The following is a 14620-nucleotide window of genomic DNA, read 5'->3' as shown; positions in this document are numbered from 1 at the left end:
CCATGATTCGCCACATCGTGTTGTTCACCTGGAAAGACGACGCCACCGACGATCAGCGGGCCGCCGTGACGGCCGAGCTGGGCAAACTGCCCGGCGTCATCCCGCAGCTGCGCTCCTTCAGCGTCGGCGGCGACGCCGGCATCAACCAGGGCAACCACGACTATGCGGTGGTGGCCGACTTCGACAGCGTCGACGACTACCTGGTCTATCGCGACCATCCCCAGCACCAGGCGGTGGTCGCCGAGCGCATCAGGCCGATCCTCGCGAGCCGCGCCGCCGTGCAGCTGAAGCTCTAGATCTCGGGAGGGTTGTTCTCCCGGTGCATCAGCCGGTGGTCGGACGTCTGGCCCCGCCGAGGGGCCAGCACGATGCTCAGGACCACCCCCACTCCGCCGACGATCATGAAGATGATGCCGATGATGTCCATGTGGACGCTCTGTCCGAACACATCGGGCTCGATGGCGAACTTCAGGATGGCGCCGAGCGTGAGGAAGAAGATGCTGACCCCGACACCCATGACGACCTCCAGGAAAAGAGCGTGTACAGCACCGGTCATACCCGAGTAAACGCGATCACACCCGCGACTTCTCAGGCCAGGCACGACAGCGGCCGGCCGCCGTTGTAGGTGATCATGTCGAGTACGGCGGTGGCCAGGTCGATCGGGGCGCCGGGCGGCTGCCCGTCGAGCTCGGCGTAGGCGCGGTGCAGGTTGCCCACGATGCGCTCGGCGTCGAGCAGCCCGGCCCACTCGCCCAGATCGGTCTCCCTGGCCGCGTCGAGCGGCGACAGCCCGGCCTCCCTGCCCCGTCTGGCGGTCTCCTGCACGAACCGCAGATAGCCCTCGGCCTGGTCGTAGGCCTCGGGCCCGCAGATCTCCCCGTGGCCAGGCACGATGGTCGCCGCGCCGAGCTGCCTGAGCTGGGTGAGAGCCTCCAGCGCCCCGGCGACCGAGCCCATCAGCACGAACGGCGTGCCGCCGTTGAAGACGAGGTCGCCGGAGAACAGCAGCCGCCGCTCGGAGATCCACACGTACGAGTCGTTGGTCGTGTGGGCCGCGTGCCCGACGTGCCTGACCTCGCATCTCAGGTCGTCGGAGTGCACGGTGACGCGGTCGGTGAAGGTGAGGAACGGCGGCGTCACCTCCATCGCGCCCCACTCCACCGTCGGCGACCAGGCGGAGCGGTAGGCGGGGACCCCGTCGGCGATGATCTGTTCGCGCACGCCCTCGTGGGCGACGATCGTCGCCTCGGGGAACAACCAGTTGCCGAACGTGTGGTCGCCGTGGTGGTGGGTGTTGATCAAAGTGGTGATCGGCCGGTCGCTTACGCGGCCGATGGCCTCCTTGAACGCCCGCGTCCGGCGCTCGGTCGAGCAGGCGTCGACGCAGATGACGCCGCGCCGCCCGGCCAGGAAACCGGTGTTGTTGATCCACCAGCTTCCGTCGGGCTGCACGTAGGCGTAGACGCCGTCCGACACCTCTTCGACGCGGGCGGGCGGCAGGGGATGATCGTGGGAAGCGGAACTCATGCTCGCGAAGGTACCCGCCGCCGTGGCCGCCTGGCGGCCTGGGCAGCAGGACACCCGCCCAGCGCGCGAGCGGGCGTCCCCGACCTGGAGTCCCCCGGCCTAGAAGGCCTCTTCCGGCAGCTCCATGAGTTCCTGGCCGGTCGCGGCGAGCACGCGCCGCTCGGCGGCCAGGCGCGGCAGCACGGTCGTGGCGAAGAAGGAGGCGGCGCCGACCTTGCCGAGGTAGAACGGGTCGTCGCCGTCGGCCAGCTTGGCCAGGGCCACCTCGGCCTGCCGCAGCAGCAGCCAGCCGATCACCAGGTCGCCCAGCGCGAGCAGCAGCCTGGTGGTGTTGAGCCCGACCTTGTACACCTCCTGCGGCGACTCCATCGAGGACAGCGCCCAGCCGGCCATGGTGTCGCCCATGGCCTTGACCTCGGCGGCGGCCTCGGCCAGCAGCTTGCGCTCCTCCTTGAGCCGGCCGTTGCCCGCCTCGGAGCCGGCGAACGCGTTGATCTCGTCGAGCAGCGCGCCGATCGCGGTGCCCTGGTTGCGCAGGATCTTCCTGAAGAACAGGTCGAGACCCTGGATCGCGGTCGTGCCCTCGTACAGGGAGTCGATCTTGGCGTCGCGGATGTACTGCTCGATCGGGTAGTCCTGCAGGTAGCCGGAGCCGCCCAGGGTCTGCAGCGAGCGGGAGAGCAGCTCGTACGACCGCTCGGAGCCGACCCCCTTGACGATGGGCAGCAGCAGGTCGTTCATGGCCTGGGCGTGCCGGTCCTCGGGGTCGATGAGGAGGGCGTCCTGGAAGGTGGCGGTGTAGAGCACCAGGGCGCGCATGCCCTCCGCGTACGCCTTCTGCAGCATGAGCTCGCGGCGGACGTCGGGGTGGTGGGTGATGGTCACCCGTGGAGCGGTCTTGTCGGACATCTTCGTCATGTCCGCGCCCTGGATCCTGGCCCTGGCGTACTCCAGGGCGTTCAGGTAGCCGGTGGACAGCGTGGCGATGGCCTTGGTGCCGACCATCATGCGGGCGTGCTCGATCACCATGAACATCTGCTTGATGCCCTCGTGCACGTCGCCCACCAGCCAGCCGACCGCCGGGTGCTTGTCGCCGAAGGTCAGCTCGCAGGTCGTGGAGACCTTCAGGCCCATCTTCTTCTCGACGTTGGTGACGTAGACGCCGTTGCGCTCGCCGACCTCGCCGGTCCCGAGGTCGACGTGGAACTTCGGCACCAGGAACATCGACAGTCCCTTGGTGCCGGGGCCGTGGCCCTCGGGGCGGGCCAGCACGAGGTGGAAGATGTTCTCGGTCATGTCGTGCTCGGCGCTGGTGATGAAGCGCTTGACACCCTCGATGTGCCAGGTGCCGTCGGGCTGCTCGATCGCCTTCGCCCGCCCGGCGCCCACGTCGGAGCCGGCGTCGGGCTCGGTGAGCACCATGGTGGCGCCCCAGTTGCGCTCGATGGCCAGCTCGGCGAAGCGCTTCTGCTGCTCGTTGCCCACCTTCCACAGGGTGTAGGCGAAGTTGGGGCCGGCCGCGTACATGTAGAGGGCCGGGTTGGCGCCGAGCACCATCTCGGCCGTGGCCCAGGCGAGGCTCCGGGGGATGCCGGGGCCGCCCAGCTCGGTGGGCAGGTCGAGGTGCGTCCACCCACCGTCGACCAGCGCCTTGTACGACTTCTTGAAGCCGTCGGGGACGCGTACGGAGCCGGTGGCCGCGTCGAACACGGGCGGGTGCCTGTCGCCCTCCTCGAAGGAGTCGGCCAGGACGCCGGTGGCCAGCCTGCCGACCTCGTCGAGAATGCTGCGGGCGACCTCCTCGTCCACTTCCGCAAAGGGCCCCGTGCCGAGGATCTCGCGCCTGCCGAGCACCTCGAAAAGGTTGAACTCCAGGTCGCGCACGTTGCTCTTGTAGTGGCCCATGGGTGTCGCTCTCCTTGAACCGAGTTTGGTGTACTGGCCAGTAACCTTACTCTGAAATGCTACCCACGGGTAACCCCTGTCATGCATGGCATGCTCTCTCCATGGACGCCGAAAGACTCGCCGCCCGATGGCGAGAGCGACTGGAATCCTGGGCCATCCCCGAAGCGATCATGGCCAAGGCTCCCGTTGATCCATGGGGCCACTCGCCCGAACGGTTCGCCACCCGCACCGACCGGGCGCTGGCCGAGCCCGATGACGGGCCGACCGTGACCCGGCTCGCCGAGGCACTGTCAGGCAGGGGTTCAGGCAAGGGCACGCTGCTCGACGTGGGCGCCGGCTCCGGCGCCGCGTCCCTGCCGCTGCGCGAGCACATCGGCCACCTCTACGCGGTCGACACCTCGGCGCCCATGCTGGAGGATCTGGCGGCCCGGGCCGACAAGCTCGGGGTGCCGGTCACCACGGTCGCGGGCCGCTGGCCCGACGTGGCCGACGACGTGCCCGTGGCCGACGTGGCCATCGCCGCGCACGTCGTCTACAACGTTCCCGACCTGGCTGGTTTCCTGCGGGCACTCGCCCGCCGCACGCAGGGGCGGGTGGTGCTGGAGCTCCCGCACCGCCACCCCATGAGCTGGCTGACGCCGCTGTGGCAACACTTCCACGGGGTCGACCGGCCGGTGCGGCCCGTCGCGGAAGACTGCGTGGCGCTGGCCGCGGCGCTCGGCTACCCCATCAGGGTGGAGGAGCGTGAGGCGCCCCTGGAACGTTTCACGTCGCTGGACGAGCTGGCCGCCAGCGCCTGCCGCCGGATCTGCCTCGACCCGTCCATGGCGGACGAGGTGGCGGCGACGGTGCTGGAGCTCGGCATGTGGCCGATGCCCAGAGACCGGTGGACCACGGTCTGGTGGGAATGAGAGGCACAGGCCGCACGTTGTCCATGGCGAGCTGACGGCTCCCGGACGAGACGCGCCGTACCCGGCACGACAAGACGACGCATCCGCACAGTCTCGTTCACAAGGAGTTCGTGATCATGGCGTGGATCCTTCTCGTGCTGGCCGGCCTCTTCGAGATCGCCATGGCCCTCTCGCTCAAACTCAGCAACGGGTTCACCCATCTGTGGTGGACCCTGTCGTTCCTGGGCACGGCCGTGCTGAGCTTCGGCCTGCTCTCGTACGCGCTCAAGTCCCTGGAGGTCGGCACCGCGTACGCCGTCTGGACCGGGGTCGGCGCGGCCGGCACCGCGATCCTCGGCATGATCGCCATGGGGGATGAGGTGTCGCTGCCCCGCATCGCGTGCATCGCGCTGATCCTGGCGGGCGTCATCGGGTTGCGAACACTGGCTTGACCTCTTCGGTGGTGTCGGGTTGGGTGGCCTGGTGATCGAAATTCATGCCGTCTCCGTCGACGCCGACAACCCGTACGAGATCGCCAGCTGGTGGAGCAGGGCCACCGGGCTGCCGCTGGGCGAGGGCGACCAGCCCGGTGACGACGAGGTCATGCTCCGCACCAAGCAGGACCCGTTCGTGCTCTTCCTGAAGGTTCCCGAGGGTAAGACGGTCAAGAACCGCCTGCACTTCGACGTCAACGGCATGGACGGCAGGACCCGGAACGAGGAGGTCGAGCGGCTGGTCGGCATGGGCGCGACCATCGCCGACGACCGGCGCCTGCCTGACGGCTCCGGCTGGGTGGTCATGCGCGACCCCGAGGGCAACGAGTTCTGTGTCTGCCGCAGCCAGGAGGAGCGCGAGGCCCAGGGTTGAGCCGGGGTCACCGGGCCGAGCGGGTCCTGCCCTGCATGGTGAGGGTCACGATGGCGGTGATCAGGTAGACCAGCGCGCCGTGCCACAGGGCGTCGACGGCCGAACCGAACACGCCCTCTCCGTCGAGCACGAGCTGCACCGGATAGTCCAGCACGGCCGTGATGCCGGCGGGCACCAGCGCGAACTTCCACGGGTGGCGCAACGACCACACGCGGGCCTGCCGGGTCACCCGGTCGCCGTCGTCCGGCTTCGACACCGCGCCGATCGCGGCGACCAGCGCGAACAGGCTGATGCCCAGGCCCAGCGCCCACACCAGGTCGCCGCCGCCCGTGAGCAGGCCGAACCCGTAGCTGGTCGCCGAGACGACGCCACCGCTGATGGCGGCGGCCTTCCAAGGAGCGCCACGCAGCGCGGCGCCGGACAGCGATACCTCGTCGCGTCGACTGATTTCGTTCATGCCCCCATGCTGCCTTTCCGGCCACCCTGGGGGCATCGGGGGCGGACCCTGACCTGTCCCTGACATCATGCGGACATGCAGAAAGTCGTGATAACGCATCTTGGCCCCGGCGAAGCGGATCGGCTGCGGTCGATCAGGCTGCGCGCGCTCCAGGAAGCCCCGGATGCTTTCGGGTCGTCGTACGGGCGCGAGGTCGCCTTTCCACCGGGGAAATGGGCCGAACGCCTGAGCGAGTCAGACTCGCGGTGGTGGGTGGCGGAAAGCGGCGGCGCCGACGTGGGCCTGGTGTGCGTGCTGCTGGAGGACAGCGGGGCGCACCTGCTGTCCATGTGGGTCGCCCCCGAGGCCAGAGGCGAGGGCGTGGGCTCCCGGCTGGTCGACACGGCGGTGGAGTGGGCCAGGAGCACCGGCGCGGAGGAGATCGGCCTCTGGGCGGTCGACCAGAACCACGCCGCCCGCGCCCTCTACGCCCGCAAGGGCTTCACCCCGAGCGGCAGGGTCATGGCGCTGCCGTCCAACCCCGACCTCATGGAGTCCCACTACGTGTTGTCGCTGCTCTTCCGGCAGGCCCGCGCGGACGACGTGCCCGCGATCGTCGCCATGCTGGCCGACGACCCGCTCGGGGCCCAGCGCGAGGGAGATTCGGGCGACGAACGTTACCTGGCGGCGTTCGAGCGGATCGACGCCGACCCGTACGACGAGCTGATCGTGGCCGAGCGCGACGGCAAGGTGGTGGGCACCATGCAGCTGACCTACCTGGCCGGGCTGTCGCGGCTGGGCGCGGAGCGGTGCCAGATCGAGGCCGTCAGGGTCGCCGCCTCCGAGCGGGGCAGAGGGCTCGGCCGCAAGATGATCGAGTGGGCCGTCGACCGTGCGCGGGCGCGCGGCTGCGCCATGGTGCAGCTCACCTCCGACAAGTCACGTACGGACGCGCACCGCTTCTACGACTCCCTCGGCTTCACGGCCTCCCACGTCGGCTACAAGCTCAAACTGGAGTGACCTCGACCAGGTTGTCGTGGAAGGCGGGGCCCCGGCCCATGTCGCCGTCCCGCTCCGCCACGACCGCGTTCGGGTTGGCGCCGCCGGGGGTGAGCTTCGGCCAGCGACCCTTCGGCGAGGCCACCACCCCGGCCGCCACCCGGTCGCTGATCTCCACGTCGGCCAGGAACTCGCCGCCCTCGTTGTGCACCCGCACCCGCTGACCGCCGGCCAGCCCGCGCGCCGCCGCGTCGGCCGGGTTGACCAGCACCACCGGGTCCTTGGCCCGCCGCCGCAGCTCCGGGTTGTTGCCGAACGTCGTGTTGAGGAACAGGTGCGACGCCGGCGTGATCAGCGTCAGCGGGTACGGCGACGATCCCGCCGCGCGCACCGTGTGGGGCGGCACGTACGCCTCCCCGGCGGGCGGGAAGCGCAGCCGGCCGGAGGGCGTCGGGAAGCCGTCGGCGAACGGCGCGAAGGGCTTGGGGTAGTTCATCCGCACCCAGCCCTCCTTGCGGATCCGGTCCAGGGTGATGCCCTCAAGGGAGGGATGCCCGCTCGACAACAACTGCTCGGCCAGCTCCAGGTCCGAGTCGTACAACGACGGCTCGGTCATCCCCATGTGCCTGGCCAGCCGCCTGAACGTCTCCGTCGTGGACAGGCATTCGCCCGGCGGGGGCACGGCGGGCTCGTTCCACAGCAGGTAGAGGTGCCCGTAGCCGGCGTGCAGGTCCATGTGCTCGGTCTGCATGGTCGCGGGCAGCACGATGTCGGCGTAGTCGACGGTGTCGGTGGGGAACTGCTCCATGACCACCGTGAACAGGTCCTCGCGGGCGAGCTGCCGCCTGATGGCGTTCGCGTCGGGGGAGGAGCTCGCTGGGTTGGCCGCGTACACCCACAGGCATTTCACGTCGTGGAGTTGCGAGGCGAGCTTCGTCATGACCAGCGTGCGCACCGGCCGGGCCAGCAGGTCGTCGCGCCGGTCGATGGTGAGGTGGACGTGGTCACTGGTGGAGAAGGCGACGCCGCCGCCCGGATGGCGCCAGTCGCCGGTGACGCCGGGGATCGCGGCGATCGTGCGCAGCGCGGTGCCGCCGCCGGCGTGCCGCTGCAGGCCGTGCGTGGCGCGCAGCGCGGTCGGCCGGGTGTGCGCGAGCCGCGTCCCCAGCGCGCGGACGGACTCGGCGGGGATGCCGGTGATCTCGGCCACCCGCTCGACCGGGTGGCGCAGGATCTCCTCGCGGAAGTCGTCCCAGCCCTCGGTGTGCGCGGAGAGGAACGCGTCGTCCTGCGCGTTCTCCGCCAGCACCACGTTGAGCAGCCCGAGCGCCAGCGCGGCGTCCGTGCCCGGCCTGATCGCCAGGTGCTCGTCGGCCTGGTCGGCGGTTCTGGTGCGGATGGGGTCGATGGCGACGACGTACGCGCCGTTCGCCCGCGCGTCCTGCACGAACTTCCACAGGTGGTGCCCGCTGGTCAGCGTGTTCGTGCCCCACAAGACGACCAGCTTGGCCAGCGCGAAGTTCTCCGGGTCCATCCCGGCCGCGGTGCCCGTCGTCCGCCGCAGGCCGCTGTTGCCGGCGCCCGAGCAGATGTTGAGATAGTGCTTGGAGGCGCCCAGCATGTTCCAGAACCGCCGCCCCGCCACACCCTCGCAGCCCTGGAGGTAGCCGAGCGAGCCGGTGCCCAGATAGGGCCAGATGGCCTCGCCGCCGTGCTCCTCGACGATGCCGCGCAGCCGTACGGAGATCTCGTCGAGGGCCTCGTCCCAGGTGATGCGCTCGAACTGGCCGGAGCCCTTGGGCCCGGTGCGGCGCAGCGGGTGGAGGATGCGGTCGTCCGCCCGGGTGTGTTCCAGGTAGCGGTTGACCTTCACGCAGAGCGCGCCCCGGGTGTAGGGCTGGTCGGGGTTGCCGCGGAGGCTGGCGGCCCGGCCGTCTTTCACCGTGACCACCCAGGAACAGGTATCCGGGCAGTCCAGCGGACACGCCCCCAGAACTCTCAAATCACCCGGCATGGCATACAGCCTACGTCGCGGAAATCGGAGGTGAACGGTGGGATCTCCAGCGTGTAGCCTGCCCGGTGCGAGGACTAGGGGGCTGATTTGAGGACACTGAACACCTAAAGATCTCACGGTCCAGCCGGGAAGGTGCAGAATCACTGTCGGTGGCCGAAATCAGGGAACGAGATGACACGGAGGACCTCGCGGAGGGGGATCCAGCCGTGGCCGAGTCGCGCGCGGACACCGACGTCTACGTCGTAGAGCCGCTCCTGCCGCAGCGCCTTCGTCGCCCGTCCGACCTGCTGCGGTTCTTCGCCACGCTCGCGGTGCTCGGCGCGGTGATCCTGCTCGCCCTGGTGGCCAAGCAGACGCTCATCGGCCTCGAGGCCGACGTCAAGGAGGGCGCCGAACTCGTCCCCCTGCTCAGCAGGATCGCCGCGTTCCTGGGCGGCGCGGCCGTGCTCATCGTGCCCACGGCCTTCGCCGTCGAGCGGGTCTTCCACCGCGACGGGCTGCGCGTCGCCGAAGGGCTGATCGCCGCGATCATCGGCATCGCCGGATCGTTCCTGCTGGGGCAGTGGCTCGTCGCGGGCAACGTCGACGACCTGCGCGTGCTGCTCACCGGCGACAGGAAGATCGAGCCGCTGAACACGCTGCTCACCTCGGTGATCGCGTACGCCACCGCCGTGCGCATCTCGCGCCGCCCCACGTGGCGGATGCTGATGTGGACCACGATCGCCCTCTACATCCTGGCCTTCTTCTCCGGCAGGCAGATCACGCTGCCGAGCGCCATCGTGACCGTGCTGGTCGGCATGGCCATCGGCTACGCCACCCTCTACGGCGTCGGCAGCCCCAACACCAGGCCGCCGGGCAGCGCCGTGGTGGCCGCGCTGCGCAAGCTGTCGTTCACGCCGATCTCGGCCCGCCGCATCGAGGACGACCACCAGGGCAGCCGCCGCTACGCCATCGGCCTGCAGGACGGCAGCAGCCTCGACGTCACCGTGCTCGACCGCGACCGGCAGGTGGCGGGGCTTCCCTACCGCCTGTGGCGGCGCATCAGGCTCCACTCCGAGACCAGGCGCAGAGCCATCAGGTCGCTGCGCGCCGAGCTCGAACGCGAGGCGCTCATGGCGTACGCGGCGCAGGCGGCCGGCGCCAGCACGCCCCGGCTGCTCGGCACCAGCGAGATCGGCACGGAGGCCGCGCTGCTCGCCTACGAGCACATCGAGACGCGCCCGCTCGACGAGGTGCCGGACGAAGAGATCGACGACGACCTGCTCGCCCAGATCTGGGAGCAGGTCGGGCTGCTGCAGATCCAGCGCCTGGCGCACCGCCGGCTCACCGGCGACAGCATCCACCTCGACGGCGCCGGCCGGGTCGTGCTCACCGACGCGCGCAGCGGCGAGATCGCCGCCGGAGACCTGCTGCTCAGGCTCGACGTCGCCCAGCTCCTCACCTACCTGGCGCTGCGCGTCGGCCCCGAGCGCTCGGTCAGGGCCGCGGCGGCCGTCATGGGGGCCGACACGCTGGCCGCCGCCCTGCCGCTGCTCCAGCGCATCGCCCTGACCAGGGAGACCCGCGCGGCCCTGGCCAAGGCCAAACAGGTCCTGCCCGGCATCCGCGAGCACATCGTGGCCCTCAAGCCGCAGGGCAAGGTCGAAGAGGTGCGGCTGGAGCGGTTCAGGCCGCGCACCCTGATCACCATCATCGCCAGCACGCTGGCCGCGTACTTCCTGCTGTCCCAGCTCAGCCAGGTCAACGTCTACCAGGTGGTGACCACGGCCAACTGGGCCTGGTCGGGGCTGGCGCTGGTCGCCTCGTTCGTGAGCTTCGTGGCCGCCGCGTGCATGCTGCGCGGGTTCGTGCCCGAAAACCTTCCTCTCTGGCGTACGGTGCTCGTGCAGTTCGCGGCCTCGTTCGTCAAGCTCGTCGCGCCCGCGGCGGTGGGCGGCGTCGCGATCAACACCCGCTACCTGCAGAAGCGCGGCATCTCGCCGGCCAGCGCGGTGGCCAGCGTGGGCGCCTCCCAGCTCATCATGATGATCTTCCACATCGCGCTGCTGCTGCTGTTCGCCTACATCACCGGCTCCACCACCAACACCGCGTTCACGCCGTCGCGCGGGCTGGTCGTGGTGCTGCTCGCGGTGGCGCTGCTGGTCGTGGTGGTGCTCGGCGTGCCGCCGCTGCGCCGGATGGTCACCGCGCGGATGAGCAGACTCTTCTCCAACGTCCTGCCGCGGCTGCTCGACGTGCTGCAGTCGCCGCGCAAGATGATCGAGGCGGGCCTGGGCACGCTCATGATCACCATCGCGTTCATCGTCTGCCTGGACGCGTGCGTGGCGGCGTTCGGCGGAGAGCTCAGCTTCACCGCCGTCGCCGTCGTCTACCTCACGGCCAACGCGATCGGCTCGGCCGCACCCACACCCGGCGGGCTGGGCGCGGTCGAGGGCGCGCTCGCGCTCGGCCTCACCGTGGCGGGGCTGCCCGCCGAGCTGGCCACGTCGGCCGTGCTGCTGCACCGGCTGCTCACGTTCTGGCTGCCGGTGCTGCCCGGCTGGGCCTCCTTCACCTACCTCCAGCGGCACGAGGCCCTGTGATCTTGTCGATGGCCGCGAGCTCGTCCTCGGTGAAGGCGGGGCCGTCCACGCAGGCCACGTTGTCCTCGAGCTGCCGCACGCTGCTCGCGCCGATCAGCACGCTCGTCACCCGCGGATCCCTGAGCGCCCACGACAACGCCATCTGAGCCAGCGTCTGCCCGCGACCCCTCGCGATCTCGTTCAGGTCGCGCGCCAGCTCGCGGTCGATCCGTTCCTGCGGCAGGAAACGGCTGGTGGCCGCGCGCGAGTCGGCCGGCACCCCGTCGAGGTAGCGGTCGGTCAGCACGCCCTGCGCCAGCGGCGAGAACACGATGCAGCCCATCCCCGCCTCCTCCAGCACGTCGAGCAGCCGCCCGTCCTCGATCCACCGGTTGATCATCGAGTAGGACGGCTGGTGGATGAGCAGCGGCGTGCCCAGCTCGCGCATGATCCGCGCCGCCTGGGTGGTCTGCTCGGCCGAGTAGTTGGAGATGCCCGCATAAAGCGCCTTGCCCGAGCGCACGGCCCGGTCGAGCGCTCCCATGGTCTCCTCCAGCGGCGTGTCCGGATCGGGACGGTGGCTGTAGAAGATGTCGACGTAGTCGAGGCCCATGCGCTCCAGCGACTGGTCGAGGCTCGCCAGCAGATATTTGCGCGAACCCCACTCGCCGTACGGGCCGGGCCACATGTCGAAGCCGGCCTTGGTGGAGATGATCAGCTCGTCGCGGTGGCGCGCGAAGTCCTCGCCCAGGATCCGGCCGAAGTTCCGCTCCGCCGACCCGTACGGGACACCGTAGTTGTTGGCCAGATCGAAGTGCGTCACCCCGAGGTCGAACGCCCGCCGCAGGATCGCCCGCGCGTTGTCGATCGGCCGGTTGTCGCCGAAGTTGTGCCACAGGCCCAGCGACACCGCCGGCAGCTTCACCCCGCTGCGGCCGCTGCGGTTGTACGGCTGACGCTCGTAACGCCGGTCGTCGGCCTGATACGTCATGACGCGCCCCTCTCGATGATCCAGGCCAGCGCGAACGCCTCTTCACGCCAGGCGTCGTAACGTCCGCTGCGGCCGCCGTGCCCCGCGCCCATCTCGGTCTTGAGCAGGAACGGCCCGCCGCCCGCCGTCGCCCGCAACCGCGCGATCCACTTCGCCGGCTCGTGGTAGAGGACGCGCGTGTCGTTCAGGCTCGTGATCGCCAGAATCGGCGGGTACGCCCTGCCGTCCACGTTCTCGTACGGCGAATAGCTCTTCATGTAGGCGTAGACCTGGGGATCGTGCAGCGGGTCGCCCCACTCGTCCCACTCGATCACGGTCAGCGGCAGCGACGGATCGAGGATGGTGTTCAGGGCGTCGACGAACGGCACCTCGGCCACCACGCCCGCGAACAGTTCGGGCGCCAGGTTCGTGGCCGCGCCCATGAGCAGCCCGCCGGCCGAGCCGCCCCTCGCGATGACCCGCTCGCTCCAGCCGCTCTCCTTCATGTGCCCGGCCGCCGCCACGAAGTCGGTGAACGTGTTGCGCTTCCTGGTCAGCTTGCCCTCTTCGTACCAGCGGCGGCCCAGCTCGCCGCCGCCCCTGACGTGCGCGACGGCGAAGATGAAGCCGCGGTCGAGCAGCGACAACCTCGGGATCGAGAAGCCGGGGTCGATGGAGGTCTCGTAGCTGCCGTACCCGTACAGCACGGTGGGAGCCGGTCTGGCGGTGTCCTTCCGCTTCACGATGGACACGGGGATCTTCGTGCCGTCCTCGGCCGTGGCCCAGTCGCGGAACTGCTCGTAGTCGGCCGGGTCGTAGCCGCCCAGCACCGGGCGCTGCTTGAGCAGGATCAGCTCGTGCGAGTGGAGCTCGTAGTCGTACACGCTGGGCGGGGTGACCATGCTCGTGTACGCCAGCCGGAGCCGCGTGGTGGTGAACTCGGGGTTGCCCGCCGGTCCGACGTCGTACAGCGGCTCGGGGAAGTCGATCTCGTACGCGTTCCGCTCGGAGGCCTCGACCCGCTCCCGCCAGGTGCCGCCGGCGGAGCCGTAGGGCAGCACCCGCAGGCCGGTCAGCCCTTCACGCCGGAAGTGCACCACGGCGTGGTCGGAGAACGCGTCGATCTCCAGGAGCCTCGTGTCGTCCCTGTGCGCGGTCAGCGGCGTCCAGGAACCGGGGTCGTCGAGCGGGGCGGTGGCCAGCTCGAAGTTCTCGGCGTTCTCGTTGTGGAGCACGTAGAAGAAGTCGCCGGCGTGCTCGACGCCGTATTCGACACCGGTCTTCCTGGGGCGGACGACCTTGAACTCGCCCGACGGATCCATGGCGTCGAGGACGCGCACCTCACTGGTGATCTTGCTGCCCGCGCTGAGCACCAGGTAGCGCTCGCTCCTGGTCAGCCCGATGCCCACCCAGTAACGCTCGTCGCTCTCCTCGTAGACCAGCACGTCCTCCTGCGTTCCCAGGGTGTGCCGGTAGACCTGGAAGGGGCGCCAGGCGTCGTCGACGCGCGTGTAGAAGAACGCGGAGCCGTCCGCCGACCAGGCCCCTCCGTAGAAGATGTCCGTGATCTCGTCGGGGAGCACCTCGCCGGTCTCGAGGTTCTTGAACCTCAGCGTGAAGCGCTCGTCGCCCTTGTAGTCGGTCGAGTAGGCCAGCATCGAGCCGTCAGGGGTGACGGAGCTGGCGCCGACGGAGAAGAACGGGCTGTCGCCGGCCAGCTCGTTGCCGTCCAGGATCACCTGCTCGCGGTCGAGCCGCTCGCCCGGCGTGATCACCGGAGGCGCGTCACTGTCGGCGGGGACGCGGCAGGAGACGGCGTACTGCTTGCCCTCCTCGGTGCGCGTGTAATACCACCAGGCGCCCTTACGGCTCGGCACCGACAGGTCGGTTTCCTGGGTGCGGGCCTTGATCTCCTGGAACACCTGCTCCTGGAGTTCGGAGAGGTGAGCGGTCTCCTTCTTGAGAAAGTCGTTCTCCGCCTCCAGATAGGCGGTGGTATCGGGATCTTCCTTGTTGCTCAGCCAGGCGTACTCGTCGATGACGGTGTCGCCATGATGGATGCGCTCGGTCCGGACCTTCTTCGCCACTGGTGGCGTGTTGCTGCTCACGTGGGGAGTCTATGTTCGGTCGTGATCGATCTGTGGCCGTAGAGCGCGGCGAACGAGTCCCGAGCGGTCCGGAGCGCTGCTAATCTTGAGAAGCCGACGCGGTGCGGCACAACCTCCTCCTCTCACTCCGGTGATATTGGCGTGTTGTGTCGTGGGCCGGCGGCAATCCCCTGTGACTGCTGGGTCGGGAGACCGGTTCGCCGAACCGCCTACGGCCTGGTAAGTTAGAGGGGTTGTCTCCGAAAGGGGGCGGCGCTTAATTTCCGCAGGTTGTGCAGGTCCGGTCAATTTGACAGGGACTTGAACGGCTGAAAGAGTTAAGACACAACGAAATGAACGCCTC

The 14620-nt window shown here is 69.5% G+C and carries 13 protein-coding genes, 1 pseudogene and 1 riboswitch; of the genes and pseudogenes, 7 read left to right on the top strand and 7 right to left on the bottom strand.

All coding sequences use genetic code 11. The features are described 5' to 3' along the window. Positions 1 to 2 precede the first annotated feature (2 nt). Complete coding sequence (locus tag ACTWPV_RS42790; RefSeq protein ID WP_347650221.1) at positions 3 to 296, top strand: Dabb family protein; 294 nt, start codon at positions 3 to 5, stop codon at positions 294 to 296. Here ACTWPV_RS42790 and ACTWPV_RS42785 read toward each other — a convergent pair. The 3 genes from ACTWPV_RS42785 to ACTWPV_RS42775 form a co-directional block, all read right to left on the bottom strand. Beyond that, positions 293 to 517 carry a hypothetical protein gene (locus tag ACTWPV_RS42785; protein ID WP_132508392.1) on the bottom strand — a complete coding sequence of 75 codons (225 nt, stop codon included), beginning with the start codon at positions 515 to 517 and terminating at the stop codon, positions 293 to 295. The two genes, ACTWPV_RS42790 and ACTWPV_RS42785, sit on opposite strands and share 4 nt — an antisense overlap. A 71-nt stretch (positions 518 to 588) precedes the next feature. Next, the gene (locus tag ACTWPV_RS42780) at positions 589 to 1527 is read right to left on the bottom strand and encodes an MBL fold metallo-hydrolase (protein ID WP_443156161.1); all 939 of its coding nucleotides are present in this window, start codon (positions 1525 to 1527) and stop codon (positions 589 to 591) included. Between the two features lie 99 nt (positions 1528 to 1626). Then, positions 1627 to 3432, bottom strand: a complete 1806-nt coding sequence (locus ACTWPV_RS42775) for an acyl-CoA dehydrogenase (protein WP_347650223.1) — start codon at positions 3430 to 3432, stop codon at positions 1627 to 1629. A 101-nt stretch (positions 3433 to 3533) separates the two neighbouring features. Here ACTWPV_RS42775 and ACTWPV_RS42770 point away from each other — a divergent pair, with 101 nt between their 5' ends. From ACTWPV_RS42770 to ACTWPV_RS42760, 3 genes are all read left to right on the top strand, one after another. Then, positions 3534 to 4343: a class I SAM-dependent methyltransferase gene (locus tag ACTWPV_RS42770; RefSeq protein WP_443156160.1), complete on the top strand. Its 810-nt coding sequence runs from the start codon at positions 3534 to 3536 to the stop codon at positions 4341 to 4343. A 25-nt stretch (positions 4344 to 4368) separates the two neighbouring features. Then, positions 4369 to 4427, top strand: a riboswitch (guanidine-III (ykkC-III) riboswitch). Positions 4428 to 4459: 32 nt separating this feature from the next. Continuing rightward, positions 4460 to 4774 (top strand): DMT family transporter, encoded by a 315-nt coding sequence (locus ACTWPV_RS42765; RefSeq protein ID WP_347650225.1) that lies wholly within the window; start codon positions 4460 to 4462, stop codon positions 4772 to 4774. Positions 4775 to 4805: 31 nt separating this feature from the next. Next, on the top strand, positions 4806 to 5189 hold the full coding sequence (locus ACTWPV_RS42760) for a VOC family protein (protein ID WP_347619474.1): 384 nt from the start codon (positions 4806 to 4808) through the stop codon (positions 5187 to 5189). Positions 5190 to 5196: 7 nt separating this feature from the next. On the opposite strand, the gene ACTWPV_RS42755 is transcribed toward ACTWPV_RS42760, so the two are convergent. Continuing rightward, positions 5197 to 5646: a hypothetical protein gene (locus ACTWPV_RS42755; RefSeq protein ID WP_443156159.1), complete on the bottom strand. Its 450-nt coding sequence runs from the start codon at positions 5644 to 5646 to the stop codon at positions 5197 to 5199. Between the two features lie 75 nt (positions 5647 to 5721). Between ACTWPV_RS42755 and ACTWPV_RS42750 the strand changes: the two are divergent. Both ACTWPV_RS42750 and ACTWPV_RS42745 read left to right on the top strand, forming a co-directional pair. After that, positions 5722 to 6132 (top strand): annotated as a pseudogene (locus ACTWPV_RS42750) (GNAT family N-acetyltransferase); the annotation flags it as partial. Positions 6133 to 6174: 42 nt separating this feature from the next. Beyond that, positions 6175 to 6645, top strand: a complete 471-nt coding sequence (locus ACTWPV_RS42745; protein WP_443156264.1) for a GNAT family N-acetyltransferase — start codon at positions 6175 to 6177, stop codon at positions 6643 to 6645. Here ACTWPV_RS42745 and ACTWPV_RS42740 read toward each other — a convergent pair. After that, on the bottom strand, positions 6632 to 8638 hold the full coding sequence (locus ACTWPV_RS42740) for a molybdopterin-containing oxidoreductase family protein (protein WP_443156158.1): 2007 nt from the start codon (positions 8636 to 8638) through the stop codon (positions 6632 to 6634). The two genes, ACTWPV_RS42745 and ACTWPV_RS42740, sit on opposite strands and share 14 nt — an antisense overlap. A 206-nt stretch (positions 8639 to 8844) precedes the next feature. Between ACTWPV_RS42740 and ACTWPV_RS42735 the strand changes: the two genes are divergently transcribed. Continuing rightward, positions 8845 to 11220: a flippase-like domain-containing protein gene (locus ACTWPV_RS42735; protein ID WP_443156157.1), complete on the top strand. Its 2376-nt coding sequence runs from the start codon at positions 8845 to 8847 to the stop codon at positions 11218 to 11220. On the opposite strand, the gene mgrA is transcribed toward ACTWPV_RS42735, so the two are convergent. Continuing rightward, positions 11189 to 12190: an L-glyceraldehyde 3-phosphate reductase gene (mgrA, locus tag ACTWPV_RS42730; protein ID WP_347650230.1), complete on the bottom strand. Its 1002-nt coding sequence runs from the start codon at positions 12188 to 12190 to the stop codon at positions 11189 to 11191. The two genes, ACTWPV_RS42735 and mgrA, sit on opposite strands and share 32 nt — an antisense overlap. After that, on the bottom strand, positions 12187 to 14277 hold the full coding sequence (locus ACTWPV_RS42725; RefSeq protein ID WP_443156156.1) for a S9 family peptidase: 2091 nt from the start codon (positions 14275 to 14277) through the stop codon (positions 12187 to 12189). The genes mgrA and ACTWPV_RS42725 overlap by 4 nt, the downstream gene beginning before the upstream one ends. Positions 14278 to 14620 lie beyond the last annotated feature (343 nt).

It is taken from the genome of Nonomuraea sp. KM88 (genome assembly GCF_052245635.1).
Lineage (GTDB): Bacteria > Actinomycetota > Actinomycetes > Streptosporangiales > Streptosporangiaceae > Nonomuraea.
This window is presented reverse-complemented; position numbering and strand designations above follow the sequence as displayed.

Excerpts from the sequence above, each read along its gene's own strand:
- ACTWPV_RS42790 (WP_347650221.1), top strand. The coding sequence starts at position 3 with ATGATTCGCCACATCGTGTTGTTCACCTGGAAAGACGACGCCACCGAC.
- ACTWPV_RS42775 (WP_347650223.1), bottom strand. The coding sequence starts at position 3,432 with ATGGGCCACTACAAGAGCAACGTGCGCGACCTGGAGTTCAACCTTTTC.
- ACTWPV_RS42780 (WP_443156161.1), bottom strand. The coding sequence starts at position 1,527 with ATGAGTTCCGCTTCCCACGATCATCCCCTGCCGCCCGCCCGCGTCGAA.
- ACTWPV_RS42785 (WP_132508392.1), bottom strand. The coding sequence starts at position 517 with ATGGGTGTCGGGGTCAGCATCTTCTTCCTCACGCTCGGCGCCATCCTG.
- ACTWPV_RS42770 (WP_443156160.1), top strand. The coding sequence starts at position 3,534 with ATGGACGCCGAAAGACTCGCCGCCCGATGGCGAGAGCGACTGGAATCC.
- ACTWPV_RS42740 (WP_443156158.1), bottom strand. The coding sequence starts at position 8,638 with ATGCCGGGTGATTTGAGAGTTCTGGGGGCGTGTCCGCTGGACTGCCCG.
- ACTWPV_RS42745 (WP_443156264.1), top strand. The coding sequence starts at position 6,175 with ATGGAGTCCCACTACGTGTTGTCGCTGCTCTTCCGGCAGGCCCGCGCG.
- ACTWPV_RS42755 (WP_443156159.1), bottom strand. The coding sequence starts at position 5,646 with ATGAACGAAATCAGTCGACGCGACGAGGTATCGCTGTCCGGCGCCGCG.
- ACTWPV_RS42765 (WP_347650225.1), top strand. The coding sequence starts at position 4,460 with ATGGCGTGGATCCTTCTCGTGCTGGCCGGCCTCTTCGAGATCGCCATG.
- mgrA (WP_347650230.1), bottom strand. The coding sequence starts at position 12,190 with ATGACGTATCAGGCCGACGACCGGCGTTACGAGCGTCAGCCGTACAAC.